This window comes from Ktedonobacter racemifer DSM 44963, from assembly GCF_000178855.1.
In the GTDB taxonomy this organism is placed as follows: Bacteria; Chloroflexota; Ktedonobacteria; order Ktedonobacterales; family Ktedonobacteraceae; genus Ktedonobacter; species Ktedonobacter racemifer.
Genome location: NZ_ADVG01000001.1, coordinates 1907742 through 1924745 on the forward strand (window position 1 = coordinate 1907742; position 17004 = coordinate 1924745).

General features: G+C 54.0%; 10 protein-coding genes and 1 pseudogene. 6 read left to right on the forward strand and 5 right to left on the reverse strand.

From position 1 onward, the window contains the following. Position 1: 1 nt before the first annotated feature. Positions 2–1750: a biosynthetic-type acetolactate synthase large subunit gene (gene ilvB / locus KRAC_RS08400; RefSeq protein WP_007906050.1), complete on the reverse strand. Its 1749-nt coding sequence runs from the start codon at positions 1748–1750 to the stop codon at positions 2–4. Between the two features lie 958 nt (positions 1751–2708). On the opposite strand from ilvB, the gene KRAC_RS75685 reads away from it, so the two are divergent. The 3 genes from KRAC_RS75685 (at position 2709) to KRAC_RS08415 (ending at position 4971) form a co-directional block, all read left to right on the forward strand. Continuing rightward, positions 2709–3029 (forward strand): hypothetical protein, encoded by a 321-nt coding sequence (locus KRAC_RS75685; RefSeq protein ID WP_052568095.1) that lies wholly within the window; start codon positions 2709–2711, stop codon positions 3027–3029. Positions 3030–3046: 17 nt separating this feature from the next. Next, entirely contained in the window at positions 3047–4006 is a 960-nt protein-coding gene (locus KRAC_RS08410; protein WP_244421986.1) for an ISAzo13 family transposase, read from the forward strand. Positions 4007–4137: 131 nt separating this feature from the next. Next, entirely contained in the window at positions 4138–4971 is an 834-nt protein-coding gene (locus KRAC_RS08415; RefSeq protein ID WP_007906057.1) for an SMI1/KNR4 family protein, read from the forward strand. 165 nt (positions 4972–5136) lie between these two features. Here KRAC_RS08415 and KRAC_RS08420 read toward each other — a convergent pair whose 3' ends face one another. Further along, complete coding sequence (locus tag KRAC_RS08420) at positions 5137–6012, reverse strand: LysR family transcriptional regulator (protein WP_007906059.1); 876 nt, start codon at positions 6010–6012, stop codon at positions 5137–5139. Positions 6013–6132: 120 nt separating this feature from the next. On the opposite strand from KRAC_RS08420, the gene KRAC_RS08425 reads away from it, so the two are divergent. Continuing rightward, on the forward strand, positions 6133–7350 hold the full coding sequence (locus KRAC_RS08425) for an MFS transporter (protein ID WP_007906060.1): 1218 nt from the start codon (positions 6133–6135) through the stop codon (positions 7348–7350). A gap of 19 nt (positions 7351–7369) precedes the next feature. On the opposite strand, the gene thpR is transcribed toward KRAC_RS08425, so the two are convergent. Both thpR and KRAC_RS08435 read right to left on the reverse strand, forming a co-directional pair. Continuing rightward, positions 7370–7948 (reverse strand): RNA 2',3'-cyclic phosphodiesterase, encoded by a 579-nt coding sequence (gene thpR / locus KRAC_RS08430; RefSeq protein WP_007906062.1) that lies wholly within the window; start codon positions 7946–7948, stop codon positions 7370–7372. Positions 7949–8166: 218 nt separating this feature from the next. Then, on the reverse strand, positions 8167–9321 hold the full coding sequence (locus KRAC_RS08435; protein WP_007906064.1) for an RNA-guided endonuclease InsQ/TnpB family protein: 1155 nt from the start codon (positions 9319–9321) through the stop codon (positions 8167–8169). A gap of 126 nt (positions 9322–9447) precedes the next feature. On the opposite strand from KRAC_RS08435, the pseudogene KRAC_RS08440 reads away from it, so the two are divergent. Then, positions 9448–10536, forward strand: a pseudogene (locus tag KRAC_RS08440) (RNA-guided endonuclease InsQ/TnpB family protein); the annotation flags it as partial. 2772 nt (positions 10537–13308) lie between these two features. Here KRAC_RS08440 and ftsH read toward each other — a convergent pair. After that, positions 13309–15129, reverse strand: a complete 1821-nt coding sequence (ftsH, locus tag KRAC_RS08450; protein ID WP_157506357.1) for an ATP-dependent zinc metalloprotease FtsH — start codon at positions 15127–15129, stop codon at positions 13309–13311. A gap of 599 nt (positions 15130–15728) precedes the next feature. Between ftsH and KRAC_RS08455 the strand changes: the two genes are divergently transcribed. Beyond that, positions 15729–16973 carry an L-lactate MFS transporter gene (locus tag KRAC_RS08455; RefSeq protein WP_007906067.1) on the forward strand — a complete coding sequence of 415 codons (1245 nt, stop codon included), beginning with the start codon at positions 15729–15731 and terminating at the stop codon, positions 16971–16973. The last annotated feature ends 31 nt before the right edge of the window (positions 16974–17004 follow it).

Below are 17004 nucleotides of genomic sequence, written 5' to 3' on the forward strand. Positions count from 1 at the left end.
CTTAGGCACTCCTTTCACCCTCTTCGATCATACTAGTGATAGCCGCTCCAGGGGCAACCATGGGATAGACGCAGGCCTCGGCTTCAATAATACACTCGACAATCACCGTTCCCGGTGTCTCAATGGCGCGTTGAATCGCGGCTGCTACCTCGTCCTTTTTTGTGACGCGGATACCTGTCACCCCGTACGCATCTGCCAGCTTGAGATAGTCTGGACCCGTGATGGGCGTCTCGGAATAGTTGCGCGAATGGAAGAATTGTTGCCACTGACGCACCATGCCCAGGTAGCCATTGTTCATGATGACGACTTTAACAGGAACACGCTCCTGCTGAAGTGTCGCCAGCTCCTGGATATTCATCTGGATGCCGCCATCACCGGCGATAGCCCACACCGAGTCGTCTGGCATACCCATCTTCACGCCCATCGCGGCGGGAAGGGCGAAGCCCATAGTGCCAAGTCCGCCGGAGGTGATGTGGCTATTGGGGCGCGTCCAGGTGTAGTGGCGGGCCGTCCACATCTGGTGCTGTCCGACATCGGTAACGATAATGGCATTGCCACCGGTCTGCTTGCGTATCTCCCCCAGGATGTCTATGGGACTGGGGAAGGCAGGGTCCCACTGACCAGTACCGGTGCGCGACTCACTCTCGTCCTGCCAGGAACGGATCTCACGCAGCCACTCCTGGTGATTCGCGGGCTGAACCGCTTCTGCCAGGGCCTCCAGGGCGATACGCGCATCCGCTACAATGGGTACAGCCGCGATCTTGACCTTATGCATCTCCGAGGGGTCGATATCGATATGAATAATGCGTGCCTTGGGAGCAAACTCAGCTACCTTCCCGGTCACCCGGTCGTCGAAGCGCAAACCGACGCCAACGATGACATCAGCCTCGCCAATGGCGCGGTTGGCGTGCGCCGGGCCGTGCATGCCCGGCATGCCCAGGTGCAATGGATGATCCTCAGGGAAGGCGCTCTGGCCCAGAAGCGTGGTGATTACGGGGAGGTCAGCCTTCTCCGCAAACGCCTTCAGCTCTTTGTAGGCGCTCGATAGGATGACGCCATGACCTGCCATAATGAGAGGCTTCCGGGCGGAGGCGAGCAGTTCGATGGCCTGGACAATCAAGTGAGGAGCCGGGCGCTCGGGCCGCTCCCGCTCTTCGCGTAGTTGCTCCTCTGAGGTTTGATATTGCGTGGGATCATACCAGCCCTTGCCCTGCTGAATATCCTTGGGAATATCTACCAGCACAGGACCAGGGCGCCCACTCCGCGCCACACGAAAGGCTTCGTGAATCGTGGGAGCGATCTCTTCGATGCGCTGAATCTGGTAGCTATGCTTGGTAATTGGCTGGGTGATACCGATGACATCCGTCTCCTGGAAAGCGTCGCGCCCAATAAAAGTGCGCGCCACCTGGCCGGTGATTGCCACCATAGGGGTTGAATCCATAAAGGCTGTCGCTAAGCCTGTGACCAGGTTTGTCGCGCCTGGACCGCTCGTGGCGGCACACACACCTACCTTGCCGGTCGCGCGCGCATAGCCATCAGCGGCATGCGACGCCGCCTGTTCATGACGCACCAGTACATGATGTAAGGCGGGATAAGAGGACAGCGCATCATAGAAGGGCATAATAGCGCCACCGGGATAACCGTAGATAAATTCCACACCTTCGCGGACGAGTGCCTCACACACAATCTGGCTTCCGGTCAGCTCGCGTGCCCCAGCGTTTCGTTCGCGGGTGTTTCCTGCTTCCTGCATAATATTGGTCGCGATTGCCATAATTCCTCCGCAGCAGTTTTCAAAGATAACAAAAAGAGGGCCTCCACCAGGGAGGCCCTCATCAGGTTACCTTCTTTGGATTGGTCGCTTCGTTGCTCCCGTTAATCTCCCATTGCAATTCTCGTGGCTTGCTTCTTACTTTGCCCTACCAGACTCGCAAACCCGTTCAGTCCGGTAAGGCTGCTAAGGAGGAGTACAATAAGGCTAATAAGGCCAAGCAAGCTAAGCAAGAATACAATGTTAATGGAGAATACGGAAGTCAGAAGGACCACAGCCAACAAAAAAACCGACGTGTAGATCACGTCGGTTTTAGAAGCAGTGCTCTTCTTCGCGTTCATTTGAGCGGCACACTGAGACGCAGCAGGCATAGCTTCAGGCATGCTGGGCATACTACGAGCGTGGCATTTGTCAGCAAACATTGCTGACCGCATCTGCGCTGTGTATGTCGCTGCCATTATCTTCTCTCCGCTTCGTTTCTACAACATTTGTACATCTTTAGCAAGGCCATGCCTGTCAGTAGCAACGTCTCGTGTAACACTAACCGCACACAGTAAAGCCACTGCGCATAGCAACCTCGCCAGCGTGTTGTGACCTGTGTCGTTTACTTGTTGTTGCAGGATACCCCAACTACACGACTCTTGTCAACCCTCTTCCATATCATTTCCAGGCCTCCCACACAGTATAGACAGATTGCACAGTAGAAAGGCCTATTAGACAGATAGATTGCCCATAGCTAAAGATGGGACACCCAAAAATTTCACGATTCAGGCCATAGCTTCTTATCCTGATGGATACCGCTAAAGGTGGATGAATTCGCAGCCTCGGCAGTTAGGACTTGTAAAAAAATAACTTCCGTTCGATTCCTCAAAACTGGTGAGACGAGCAGACAGGAGATAGAATAGGTGAGCAGTACTAATAAAAATGAGGGGAATCAGCCATGTCCCGACCCGAGGTCCATCAATGCGAGTGTCTCCATTGCCAGCAGGAAACGAGCTATCCTGATCAAGAGTTGCATCGGCAGATGAATTTGCTGCTGAGTCGGCTGGATGAACAACAACGTCGCTGGTATGTGGCGGTGGAGTCCAACCGCCTTGGCGCAGGAGAAGATCGGCTGTTGGCCCAAATCACGGGCCTGGACGAAAAGACGATCCAGAGGGGAAGAAAAGAACTGGCCGGGGAACTTGCGGAGCGACCGGAGCAGCACGTGCGACTGCCCGGCGCGGGTCGGCCCCGCGCCGAAAAAAAGACCCCGCACTAGAGAGTACTCTCGACGGCTTGGTGCAGCCAGAAACGGCAGGCAATCCCATGAGTGCGCAGAAATGGGTGCGCAGTAGTCTGCGTCATCTCAGTCAACGTTTGGAGGACATGGGTCATCCTGCCAGCCCCCCGACAGTGGGTCGTCTGTTACGCAAGCTCGGCTACTCCTTGCGGGTGAATGTGAAAAAGCAGGAGGCCAGCGCCGCACATCCTGATCGGCAGCAGCAGTTCGAGGTGATCCAGGGCCAGAAGCAAGTCTTTCAAGCCGCAGGCTGGCCAATCATCAGTGTGGATACCAAGAAGAAAGAGTTGATTGGCAACTTCAAAAACGCCGGGCGAGCCTGGGGTCAAGAAGCTGAGGCGGTGAATGTGCATGACTTTCCCCACGATGCCTTGATGCGCGCTGTGCCCTACGGGATTTATGACGTGAGCAGCAAGTGTGGCTCGGTCTACGTGGGTTCCTCTGCCGATACCCCGGAGTTTGCCGTGACCGCTCTGGCCCGCTGGTGGGAAGAGGAGGGGCAACAGCGCTTTCCTACCGCTAAAGAGCTCTTGATCCTGGCTGATGCCGGAGGCAGTAATGGCTGTCGGTCTCGCAGTTTTAAGCTCCATCTGCAAGAGCAGCTCAGCGATTGCTATGGACTCAGTGTGACCGTCTGCCATTATCCCACCGGGTGTTCAAAATGGAATCCCATCGAGCATCGGCTCTTTAGTCAGATCAGCCTGAATTGGGCAGGGAAGCCTCTGCGTAGCCTAGACACCATGCTCAACTATATTCGCGGCACCACCACCCAAACTGGGTTGACGGTGCGGGCGGCTTGCTTAGACGCAACGTTTGAGAAAGGGCAAAAGGTCTCCGATGACCAAATGCAGCAACTCAACGTCGAACATCACAGCGTATGTCGCCAGTGGAACTATACCATCCGACCACGGCTCGCTGTCTTTTCCGAGGCGGCTCACACCTCAGAGCCTATTTAGAAAGGAAAAGTCAGCCATTCAGATGGCTGGCTTGACGGGTAATCCGCGCAGCCCACTGTGTATCATTACCACATTTACATCGTCAAGAAAGAAGAGAGCCGATGATATCACTTTTTCTCAAAGGAGAACTCATGGATACTGTACGCGAATCCTGGCAACGCATCGATGCCTGGATACAGCAATTCGCACCGTCACGAGCGGATACCTATTTCTCCCCAGGTGTTTCTCAAGAACAAATTGCTCACGTTGAAGCCGCATTAGGGTTAGAACTCCCTGAAGATGTGAAGGAGTCCTATCGCATTCATAACGGTGGAACGAGCATTTTGGGCTGGGAAATCTTTTTCGGGATCGAGACTTTTGAAAAAAGTGGGTATTCACAACTCTTGCAAGACCCAGGATGGGCAAGCGAAACTCCTAACTGGGTACAACAAGGCAAAAATCTTCCCGTAGAACCTGTTTGGAGACACCCTTCCTGGTTCGATTTTACCACGAATGGTGCAGGTGATACGCTCTGCATTGATCTCTCTCCCACCGCCGAGGGTACCTATGGACAAATCTTAGATTGGGGACACGAGACTGGAGTAACTGAAGTCCTGTTTTCGGGTTTTCGTGAACTCCTCTCTGTCTTTGCTCTTCATCTCGAAGCGGGTATCTATGGGCCTCATGGAAGTGCTTTTGTGGTACAAATTCACCCCCGTATTCAGGAACGTCGAGCTGCTTTTCTTGCAGATTCCCCAGGGAAACCGCTCATTCGAGAAGCATATAGAAACCTCTGGAATAGAAGTGGGCCTGATGAAGAGCTTTTTGAGCAGGTCATAGCTCTGGAAAATGCCACCCTCGAAGACCGTTTTTTTGCTTCTTATGCTATACATACGTTTATTAACACTGATGATGAGCCTCTCCGAAAGATAGCAGAAAGCGCTCCTAGCGGTCATTGGATACGAGATGAAATTCCTTTCTTTTAAATGAGAAAATCTTCATTTGAGCCATAGGCATATTTTTTTTCAGAAAGATTTACCTATGGCTCAAATAAGGTAAATTATAAGAATGAAAACCAACCACATCTATCCAACTGACTTCCTCATCCTAACCTTTGTAAACAGGCTCTCAGAAGAGCAGAAAGTTATTTTTTAACAAGTACTTAGAGTGTGTACAAAGTCTCGCACTGCTGCCGAAGGCAACTCACCATGCGCCAGGCATACCAGCGCGCTCTCGCGATACAAGGCTGGTCCATCACTCACACGCATGGAAACAAGGCGCCCAGTGCGCAACTCCTCCTCTACTGAAGCACGCGTAAGGAATGCCATTCCAATGCCCTCTAACAGCAGGTGACGTGCCATGTTGAAGGGGACCTCCAGTAAAGGCTGACCAGGAACGGCAACTTGTTGCATCAGCAGATTAATAGACGCATTCCACTTTGCAAATAAGAAGGGTGAACCCGCACGCTGTAATTGTTCGATTGTTACCTCTTTCTGACTCGCCAACGGATGCGTCACCGGCAATATCAGGTCCAGGGATTCGCGTAGCCGCAAGAGGATGCGCAGATTATGATTGTGAAAGGGATAGCCAATCAGCCCCAGCTTTACGATACCGTCGATGAGCATCGCAATAATCTCATGGCTATGAGCGATATGCACAGCGAGGTCAACCTGCGGATGAGCACGATAAAAACTGGCAATGGCCGAACCCAGAAAGTTTCCCGAGAGCGACTGCATTGTCGCGAGTGTGACGCGTCCTCGATGTCCCGATTGCGTCAAGTGCGCCGTCTCTACGCCTTCAGCGAGAATCGCCAGGGCTTGCTGGGCATAGGGAAGAAAACTGGCTCCCCGCTCAGTTAAGGAAACCGAGCGCCCTCCTCGGCGAAAAAGCGCTCCGCCAACCGCTGCTTCCAGGGCCTGGATACGGGCGCTAATTGTTGGTTGGGCAATATTGAGCGAACGGGCCGCTTTGCTAAAACTGCCCTCGCGTACAATGCGCTCAAAGGTAAGTAGCTGCTCATAATCCATCTTGCAAGTCCACTTCAGCCATAGAAAAATTCGATAACAGGTATTATCGCTATCGGATTGAATAATACCACACGCACGCACTATACTTTGCACATCACAATCAAGGATAGATATATTACCATGCGTTTTCTTCGAGTCTTACGACTTCCTCACCTGGCTCTGCTCTGGTCGGGACAGGTGCTCTCAGCAATGGGAGATTTCTTCTATCAAATCGCGATGCTCTGGCTAGCCATCAAAATTGCTGGCAGTCAGGGAGGCATCTTCATTGCAGGCATAGAAGCGGCAGCAGCGCTGCTATTCGGGATCTTAGGAGGCATTTATGCGGATCGCTGGAATCGCCGTTATACTATGCTCACAGTTGACATTCTGCGCGCCCTTGCTGTGGGCACACTTCCGCTCCTGGCACTCTACGGTCCACTTGCGCTCTGGGAACTTACACTCGTGGCGATACTTGTAGGCAGTCTGGGAGCCTTCTTTAACCCTGCCCTACAGGCAAGCCTTCCCGCCCTGGTACCAGACAAAGTAATGCTCCAGGCCACAAATGGCCTGATGGATATCACGCGGCGCCTGGCACGTACGTTTGGTCCCAGCCTGGCAGCACTTCTAATCACGTTTCTCCCGTTGAGCCAGTTTTTTACCATAGACGCCTTCAGCTTTCTCATTTCAGCGGGAGCCATCTTACTTATGGGTCGTCACTTCGCCTGGAAAGCCTCAGAGAGCACGCAGCACAAAAACAAAGGCCTGGGCGGCCTTGTACTGGATATCCGGAAGGCACTCCAGGCCATTCGTGGGCATAAACCTATCGCCTGGACTATCTTTGCCAGTGGTTTCATCTCAATGGCCTGGAGCGCAGGCTTCATCATCGGCATCCCGCTCTTCGCCTCACAGGTGCTCAAAGGGACAGTCAGCGCCTATGGCTTGATCGTTGCCGCCTACGGAGCGGGAAATGTCGTCAGCAATCTTCTTATTGGGAGTCTGCCCTTACGGCGCCCGGTGAGAATTATGCTGCTTGGGCGCCTCATCGTTGGCGGTGGTTTCATCCTGATGATCAGCCAGCCCAACCTGGCAATGGCCATGTTTGGCGCGGCCCTGGCGGCAACCGGTGGACCAATGGGAGACATTCCTTTGGCGATTATGATGCAGACCGAGCTGCCCTCACAGCATATTGGCAAGGTCTACAGCCTCTACGACATGATCTCCTCGCTGGGCAGTATTCTCGGCCCTATGCTGGCAGCTCTGCTCTATGCCTATCTCACTGTTCCCCAGGCCATTGCCATCTGCGGGCTCATCATCGCAACCACCAGCGTAATGGGCTTTACGCGTCTCCGTGAGGCATGATGCGCTACATACGGGCTTCCTAACGCTGAAACAAGCACTCTTGCAGACAGGTATACTGCGCGCCGCCACGTGAGAGCTCGCTTTTCATGACGTGCAGGCTTGTAATCGTGTACGCCTCATTCGTGGTCAGTCCCTGTTGCTTGCTCTGTAACAAGTCTTGCAAGTCCTGCTGTGCAACAAGGTCAAGGGGCGCCTTGACACGCGCTAGCGTCAAGTGGGGCGAGAAGGGCCGCCGTTCCACTTCAAAGCGCCGCGCACGAAGTTCGCGGTTCAGCGCCCGGTAGACGCGCTCAAGTTTGCCCGTTGGCTCCTCAATCCCCATCCAGATGACGCGGGGAGCGTGAGGGGGACCAAAGGCCCCTAATTGCGTCAGACGGTAACTGAATGGTACTGCCTGCTGGGCGGCTTCCTGGGCGGCCTCAATCGCCTTCTCCAGGCGCTCGTCATCAAGCTCTCCCAGGAAGGCTAAGGTCAGGTGGATGCTCTCGGGATTGACCCAGCGAATGCTGGGAAAAGACAGCGCCACCTGCTGGATTACTTCCGACAGGTGGCGCTGCTGAGCATCATTCATTTCCAGAGCGATAAATGTTCTTGTCATGTTGTTCTATTGCCTTCAAAGTTGATTGAAACTGTTTGATAACTTTAGAAACAGCCTCTTCTTGCATGTCAAGCACATAAGCATCTTCTACTGCTCCAATTAATGTAGTAAAACATATGCACGCATAGCTCTACCACACCTTTCGTTGTTCCTGCTTCGTTCCCAGTTGCGCTCACACCGCAATGTGAGCCGTCTTACACCAAGTCCACAGGCACGTTTCACGTCGCGTCCGAGCCAGTACCGCCGACGGCTTGATCAATGAGCCCGATCAAGCGAAGGGCTTCATTCAAGATATTCAGACTTGCGTTATGATCGCGGTCCTGCGCGCACTGATAATAGGGGCATGATGGATTCTGGCAGGCCAAGGTGCGATCGTTCAGCGTCATCGCTTCCCATTTCCACCCACAGCAGTGGCAGGTCTTACTCGAAGGGAAGAAGCGTCCTACCTTGATTACCTGTCCACCGCGCTGCCCGACTTTGCTGAGAAGCAGGTTCAACAGTTTGCCTAGCCCAGCATCGGAGAACGAGCGAGCTAACCGCCGATTCTTGAGCAACCCCTTGAGGTTGAGATCCTCGATGCCAATGATCCCATAACAGTTGGCAAGCTGGGTCGTGAGCTTGTGGAGCACATCATCACGCAGACAGGTCACTTTATAGTGGAGTCGTGCCACCTGTCTGCGAGCTTTCTCTCGATTTTTTGAGCCGAGTTTGCGACGATGGAGCCGCTTGTTCGCCTGACGAAGTTTCTTGAGCGCGGTTTTGAGGAAGGCTTGGTTCTCGACCTTCTCTCCTGTGCTCAAGGTGGCCAGTCGGTTCAGCCCCACGTCGATGCCAACAGCGGCTGGTTTCTTCACTGGGACAGGGTCGGGGAGTTCGACCTGAATGGAGACAAACCACCAGTCTGCTGTTTTGGTGATGCGCGCACCTGTCACGTTGCCCACAAAACGCAACGTCTCTGCCATATTCACCCAGCCGAGCTTGGGGATCCAGATCCGATGATCTCCAAGCTCGAATTGATCGTTGGCGAGATAAAAGCTCGGTTTGCTTTTCTTCTTGCTCTTGAATGTGGGCCGACCGGTCTTTTTTCCCTGTTTCAAGCCGTCAAAATAAGCGGCCCAGGCTTTTGCCAGATCGAGGAAGGGTTGATCAGAGGCATTCTTGGTGACCTCCCACGTCCAGGGATACTGCGCTCTCCGGATCTCATTAAACTGCTTCTTGAGCTTGAAGGCGGTAGGTTTTTCGCCAGCCTCGTATTGCCGATTCCACTCAGCGAGTGCCCAGTTCCAAACGAAGCGCGAGGTGCCTGCAACTTTGGCAAAATAGGTTTTTTGCTCCTCTGTAGGATGAAGGCGTATTTTGTGGGCTTTGATCATCCTGATCTTCCCTTTCCAACACGGCCGCTCGCTTCTATCACATTCCTGTATTCTGCAAGAGAATGGCTATTCTTCGTTCCTACATTTTAATGCATTCTCATCGCTTTTTCAATACTGTTCCAAACTGAACTTCGCACACACTATCATCTTCCCTCCCAGCTCGCCTGTAGTGTGGAACGGCAAGTGGCAGCAACCTACAAGGGGCTGTGGACGAAGCTCAAGAAGAATATTGAGCATCGCCGTGCGAAAATCACCAAGAAACGCTTCAAGGGCTTAGACCAGCCTCCGCACTACACATCTCCGACCATGCAATATACCTATGAGCGCGATTACACGTTTCAGAGAGACAGCCAAGTCAGTCTCGGGACACTTAATGGACGGATCAGCGTGGCCTACCAGGGGTACAACAAGCACATCGCGCTCATTCGAGAGGGAGCCAGGATCGGGGATGCAAAACTCTGGTATGACCAACCAAAGAAGCAGCTCTACCTGCTCGTCTCCCTCTCTCTTGAGGTGTCTGATCCCATTCCTGCACAGCTACAAGAGGTCGTGGGAGTGGATGTGGGCATTCGTTACCTGGCTGTCACGTCCACCTCCACAGGCAAAGCCAGCTTTCATCCAGGCAAACGAGTTCGACACAAAGCTAACCACTACGCACGATTACGCAAACGCTTGCAGCAGAAAGGCACTCGTGGCGCGAAACGTCGCTTGAGACGCATCGGGCAACGAGAGAGACGGTTAAAAATGCAAGCCAATCACACCCTTGCCAAACAGATCGTCCAACAGCACCCACACACGCTTCTTGGACTGGAAAACCTGACGGATATCCGAGAGCGCACCAAACGCCGCAAGCGCAGACGCAAGAAGAATGGCAAAGGCTATGAACCTGTGTCTGCAAAGGCATGTAAAGCCAATCGAGTCTACTCGCAATGATCCTTTGCCGAACTGCATGTGCTTCTGAGCTACAAGACCGCGCTTGGCGGGTCACTCGCTGTCAAGGTGGATGCCGATTACACCTCACAGGCATGCCCCATGTGTGGGCATACGTCCGAGAAGAACCGCCCGCAGAAAGGGTTGCTGTTCGTGTGTCAGCAGTGTCAGTACTGCCTACACGCTGATCTTGTTGGCGCGAGAAATATCACGATGAGAACGCTCCTGGTTCGGCAAGACTGGATCAGGACGGGATGTTTGTGTGCGCCCAGAGAGGCGCAGTGAACTCTGCCGTCAGAGGACGGTGCCACTGAAGCGAAGTGGCTAAAACAGCACCTTACCTTCTCCCGAAAGGACAGAGGGGACAATAGCATGGTGCCAAGTGCGCCCAAAGAGGCGCGTGATTTTCTGCTGTGCGAGAGCACAGCCTCACTCAGGCGGGGTGAGTAAAGCAGCACCTTACTTCTGATCCGAAAGGTTCAGGGGGACTGTAGCATGGTTGCGTCAAAGTCCGTTGAAGCCTGAGTACCACAGGCCAGACGACGGGCAGCTAGGCCGTACATGGTCAAGGCATGATTGCCTGAATCCTAGTCGTGGTGGAACCCATGCGTCCCGTGGGAACGGTATGATCGCCCACGTCTGATGAGAGTGATGAATTTTGGCAGCGTTACTCTCGCCTGCATCAGAACCAGCCCTTAGGGAAAGGGAAACGGCGTACAGGAGGCCTAACTACGGAGCGAAAGTCACGCATAACTTGGGGATCGCCTAAAATCCGCGAGGATCAAGGTGACAGAGCGGCAATAGTAATCGGCGAATGGGAGATCCATTTACATGGTGAAGTGCCGCAGGAGGCCAAACTCTGAAAGCGGGGGTTGACTCGGATGAGTTATTAGACCATCGCGGGAGTTGCATTGAAAAGATGTAGGCCTCTGGAGAGCCTGGTGCATGGAAAGCGTGCATGCCATGGTTCGGAGGAGGGCGGTTGGGAACGTGCCTGAAAGGTAACGCACTGGCCGCCTATCCTATAAAGGCCAATGACGTTTGAACGCTACAAACCAGAAGTTGGTCAGTTAGGTCGTATATGGCGAAGACTGGATTGTCTAAACCCAAGTCGTGGTGATGCTACCCCCATCCGCAGGCCCAATTAGCGTCGATGCCTGCTGTTCGATGCCGCAGAGGATGACAAACACTCCTGCGGAGCTTCCATCGAAACCAGCCTCTAGGGAAGAGGAAACGACGAGCGGGAACCTACGTACGAACCGAGTTCGCTGTGTAACCTGGGGATCGCCTACACGTCGCGAGAGTGCGCCGTGTCGCGCACGATGGTATCCCTAGCGCAGCTAGGAAGAACTAGGAGGAATGTTCTTGGGTCAACGGCTTACCTGATGGGGAAACTCAGAACGGGACCGCAGCATGCCGTTAACGCAGTGATCAACCGAAGACGTGTAAGGAGATGCGCTGCAAGACCCGCACGATATGGGTAAGGCTGTATTGCTTGAAATCCAATCTCCAATCGGGACGACGTTTCCCCGTCGATACCACGTCTGATATCGATGCCACAGTGTGTAACAGGTTAGTCTCGCGCCTGATACAACCTCTTCTCTGTGGGCGGTGACCGATGAGGTCAAGTAAGGAGATGAGTGGATGCCCTACGTCGGTGGCTAGAACGTACCATCGTGACGAAACGCGGGATCGCCTTCCTTTCGAGAGGAAGTTGGCGACGGAGGACCGGTAGTAGTCGTGAGAGTCATGCCTCACCAGGGAACGTGGGAAGGCCACGTGCAAGGCGAAGCGGTCCAGGTAGACAGCTTTCCAGGGGGAAGCGCACGTGATGTGCATTGGCTGAACTGGAGGGAAGCTGCTACTGGAGAGCCACGTGCTGCGGAAACGGGCATGCGTGGTTCGGGAAGGGGCGGATGAAAACGTACCGCAAGGCAACGCGTCAGCCGCCTACTTCACCGCAGGGCGACGGAGGAGTCGTAGTAGTGCGCCTTTGTGCCACAAATGTCTCTCTTACCCGTCGGGGTAAGCTCACTAGAGCAAGGTGAGTAACACAGCGACTTATTCGCCCACGTAAGTGGACGGAGATACCTTCAACCGAAAGGACTGAAGGGAAAGTAGCATGTCGTGTAAAATGCTGGTGAAGCTCCAGTCCCAGGAGCCAGAGGGAAGTCAAGCGAAGCTGTATAAGGTGAAGTCTTGATTGGCTGAATCCAAGTCATGGCGGAAAAACGCCAGCCCACAGGAGAAGGGACTATCGCCTGTGTTCAACGTGCAGGGGAACGGTACTACTTCCCCTGCAAGCTCTCGTTGGAGCCAGCCTGCAAGGAGCAGGAAGTGACGAAATGGGCACCTACGTACAGACTGAGACATTTGGAGGAACTGAGGGATCGCCTAAACGCTGTAAAGCGCAAGGTGACGGAGCGACCATACGAGTCGGATTTTATCTGACAAAGGGTCGCAGGAGGCCAGACTCAAAAGTAGCGGTTGACATGGATGTGTCAAAAGACCGCTGTGGGAGTCGTGTTGAAAAGACACTGGCCTCTGGAGAGCGTAGTGCATCGAAAGGTGCATGCTGCGTTCGGAGGGGAGGGGTTGGTGCTCCTGAATCATCAGGACCCGGCCTCTTACCCTACCCCAAACGCTCACCGTAATGGGTGAGACACGGGGAAGGACTCCAGAGAGACTGGAAACTTGAAAAAGGTGCTCTTGGCGAGCCGTGTGCATGGAAAGCGTGCAAGCACGGTTCTGTGGGGGACCGTTGGAAAAGGATCTTATTTCGTTGTGAACGTGCAACGGATGAGGCACCTCGCTGGCGGTCTACCCTACCAATCGTCCCTGATGCCTCGGACCGTGAGGCCAAAGCAGCGCGCCTGCAAAGGTACGCTGAATTGCGGTGGAGTCCAGAGGTAAACAAAACACCTCCGATCTCTGACCGGAGGTGATTGACTTCAAGGGCAATGAATGTTCTTGTCATGCTTTCCTGACAATCTTCTTATGCGAAAACCAACGCCACTGTCGTGGCTAGCGCTTCGTGCTCAGGTTTCCGTATAGGCACTATGCTGCAAACAACATCGAGTCTAGTTCAACACCGTCGATGGTCTCAACCTGGATCAGGTGCTCTGAGATCTCGATCAACTTCTCTTTCTTCTCGCGCAGGATGTTGAGGGCCGTATCATAGGCCTGGTTGACCAGCATGGAGACCTCGGCGTCGATCTTGGCTGCGGTCTCAGCGCTAAACGGGTTTGTGCCATCGGCATCAGCCTTGAGCGCTACATTGCCCAGAGGCGTCATACCAAATTCACAGACCATGCGCCGCGCGATACCGGTCACATACTCAATATCCTGGCTCGCACCGGTGGTGATATCACCGAAGATAACCTCTTCAGCGGCACGCCCACCCATGGCACCTGCCATCTTAGCAAGCAATTCCGAACGGCGCAAGAGGTAGCGATCCTCGGCAGGGGCCTGGACCGTGATACCCAGGGCCATGCCACGAGCGATGGCGGAAACCTTCTGCACGGGATCCGCACCCGGGACCGAGCGCATAACGATGGCGTGTCCAACCTCGTGGTACGCGATGATGGATTTCTCAGCCTCGGTGATCACACGGCTCTTGCGCTCAGGACCAGCCATCACACGCAGAATGGACTCATCAAGGTGAGGCTTCTGAATCTCGGTCAGGCCATTACGCGCGGCGAGAAGAGCGGCCTCGTTCAAGAGGTTCGCCAGGTCGGCACCAGAGAAGCCAGCGGTCTGGCGTGCCAGATCTTCCATCAAGACGCCCTGCGCCATAGGCTTGCCCTTGGCATGCACATTCAGGATCGCCAGGCGGCCACGAATGTCAGGCTTATCAAGCATCACACGACGGTCGAAGCGGCCAGGACGCAGCAGCGCGGGATCAAGCACATCAGGGCGGTTCGTGGCGGCAATCACCACAATGTTGGTCTCTTTATCAAAGCCATCCATCTCAACAAGCAACTGGTTCAGGGTCTGCTCGCGCTCATCATTGCCGGTCATACCTGAATTGGTGCGCTGGCGACCAACGGCGTCGATCTCGTCAATGAAGATGATACATGGAGAATGGTCTTTGGCCTCTTTGAAGAGGTCGCGCACACGCGCCGCACCTACACCGACAAACATCTCAACGAACTCAGAACCGCTGACGCTATAGAAAGAGACTCCGGCCTCGCCAGCAACCGCCCGCGAAATAAGCGTTTTACCTGTGCCTGGAGCACCAACCAGCAAGACGCCCTTCGGGGTACGCGCGCCCATCTGAGTAAAGCGGGCAGGATGCTTGAGGAATTCTACAATCTCTTGCAGTTCCATCTTGGCCTCTTCGACGCCAGCGACATCCTTGAAGAGGATCGACGGGCGGGACTCGCTAAAACGTTTCGCCTTTGAGCGCGCAAAGGGAGCCGCCTGACCACCCATACCACCACTGCGGCGCATGAAGAACACCATAGAACCAACAACCAGGAGAATCAACACCAGGGCCTCAAGTCCCTGCACCCACTGACCACTCTGCGGATCCTGGACATCAACCGTGACGCCATTTTGGGTAAAGAAAGGCGTGACAGGCTGGCCCTCTTCTTTGACCGCGTGGATCTGTGTGCCATCGGCGGCTGTCGCGGTAACGTCATTGCCACTAAGCGAGACCGACTTCAGCTTATGCTGCTGCGCCATGGTCAATACAGCGCTAATCGGTTTCTCCTGGACGGTTGACGCACCAAAGCTAACACCAGCCAGGCGCGCTAACGCTACGCCTAACAAGATAATACCGACAACAATTAACGAACCCGCCAGGCTATAACGCAAGATGGCATTCTTCTTTCGTGCGGCCTTCTGGGCTGAATTTTGTGGGTTTGATTTTCTCATTTCGCGGTTATTTTTTGGAGGCATTTCCATGCAGACGCTAGACCCTTCTATACTCTGTGATTGACGCTGTGATCGCTGTGCTTACTGTGCTTACTAAATGGGCTAAAAAACTACCAAAACTATCTAACGCCGGAATCGGACGTATCTCTTTATATCAATTTGTCGCTAGTATAACTTATAAGAATTTGTTTAGCAAGGTGAAGAAACACTTAGAAATCTTAGAATTATTAGAAAACAAAACTAGATTCCCATCATATACGCTTGCGCTAGCGACAATTGGAGAGTTTCTGTTTCTTCATTCTTCTCTGCGTATCGTTGGTACCGAAGTACTATACACATTCGCCCGGAAAAATGCGAAGATTTAGGCAACGTTGCCAAAAGAGCGCCACATTCCAAATATAGTGCGGCTCCTGATCCGGAAACCGTTACTTGATGCGCCTTATGGTTGCACACGCACTTTTGCATCTTCATCGATGGCACAGAGACCGTTCAAGCATATGCACTGCTGCTCGCTTCTTGTAGCGGACATATGCGCTTGCTTAACGTCTCTTACCATATATTCTCGGCATGCTCAATTTGTTTCTACAAAGGAGTATTCAATGAGTCATCCCACACTCGGTACCGGCATCAACCGCTGGACCATCGCCATCGCAGCCTTTTGTATGCAGTTAGCGCTGGGCGCAGTCTACGCCTGGAGCGTCTTCCTCAAGCCTGTAATCAGTCTCTACCAGGTCTCACAGGCCCAGGCGAATCTGACCTTCAGTATCACCCTCCTGGCCCTGGGTATTACCGCCGGTTTTGGTGGCTATTTTAATAGCCGTTTTGGGCCACGTGTCATCGCGACAGTAGGAGGAATTCTGTACGGCGTAGGCGTTCTACTCGCGTCGTTTGCATCGCCAAACATCTATCTACTCTATCTCACCTACGGCATTATCGGTGGTATTGGCCTGGGTCTGGGCTATATCGTGGCAATCGCGATGCTGATCAAGTGGTTCCCCGACCGTCGCGGCTTTATTACAGGATTGGCAGTCGCGGGCTTTGGCGCGGGGGCCGCGCTGACAGGTCCCATCGCCGCGAACCTCTTGCTTCCAACCTATAAGCTCAACACGACTTTTATTATCCTGGGAATTGCCTACTGTATCATCGTGGTTGTGGCTGCCCAGTTCTTCCGTACCGCACCCGAAGGTTACGCGCCCGCCGGCTGGACTCCCACATCGAAGCAACAGGAAGAGGGAAGCGCCCGCAACTATACCCTGGGAGAGGCCCTGCGCTCGCCACGCTGGTACTTGCTCTGGCTCATTCTCGCCCTCAATGTGACTGCGGGAGCAGCGCTCATATCCGTAGCCTCTCCCCTGGCGCAGAAGTTTACTGGCGTGAGCGCGGGCGTCGCCTCGACCCTGGTGATTACCATCTCGATCTTTAATGGCGCGGGACGTCTCTTCTGGGGCTGGCTCTCCGACGCGCTTGGACGCCCATATACCTTCCTGGCCATCTTCCTGGTCCAGGTCCTGGCCTTCCTGGCAACACCCTTTATCGGGGCCATCGCCCTTCTGTTTATCCCGGCCTCGCTCATTGGTCTCTGCTATGGTGGAGGCTTCGGCACCATGCCCGCCTTCGCCGCGGACTTCTTTGGCTCGAAAAACTCTGGCATGATCTATGGCGCGATGCTGACCGCCTGGAGCGCGGGAGGCATCGTTGGCCCGTTACTGATTTCCAGTATTGACTATAAGACGACGCTCTTTATCCTGGCGGGACTCATGCTTGTCAGTTGTGTCTTGCCGCTGCTAGCCCAGGTGCTGGCGCGCCGCCAGGCTCAAACAGTTGCTCCAAGCACTGGCAACTAGCAAGCACACGTCCAGGTGGCTTTTTCCTGGT

What these genes read in the sequence shown, in the direction of transcription:
- ilvB (WP_007906050.1), bottom strand. Translation starts at nt 1,750, where the DNA reads ATGCAGGAAGCAGGAAACACCCGCGAACGAAACGCTGGGGCACGCGAG.
- KRAC_RS75685 (WP_052568095.1), top strand. Translation starts at nt 2,709, where the DNA reads ATGTCCCGACCCGAGGTCCATCAATGCGAGTGTCTCCATTGCCAGCAG.
- KRAC_RS08415 (WP_007906057.1), top strand. Translation starts at nt 4,138, where the DNA reads ATGGATACTGTACGCGAATCCTGGCAACGCATCGATGCCTGGATACAG.
- KRAC_RS08420 (WP_007906059.1), bottom strand. Translation starts at nt 6,012, where the DNA reads ATGGATTATGAGCAGCTACTTACCTTTGAGCGCATTGTACGCGAGGGC.
- KRAC_RS08425 (WP_007906060.1), top strand. Translation starts at nt 6,133, where the DNA reads ATGCGTTTTCTTCGAGTCTTACGACTTCCTCACCTGGCTCTGCTCTGG.
- thpR (WP_007906062.1), bottom strand. Translation starts at nt 7,948, where the DNA reads ATGACAAGAACATTTATCGCTCTGGAAATGAATGATGCTCAGCAGCGC.
- KRAC_RS08435 (WP_007906064.1), bottom strand. Translation starts at nt 9,321, where the DNA reads ATGATCAAAGCCCACAAAATACGCCTTCATCCTACAGAGGAGCAAAAA.
- ftsH (WP_157506357.1), bottom strand. Translation starts at nt 15,129, where the DNA reads ATGAGAAAATCAAACCCACAAAATTCAGCCCAGAAGGCCGCACGAAAG.
- KRAC_RS08455 (WP_007906067.1), top strand. Translation starts at nt 15,729, where the DNA reads ATGAGTCATCCCACACTCGGTACCGGCATCAACCGCTGGACCATCGCC.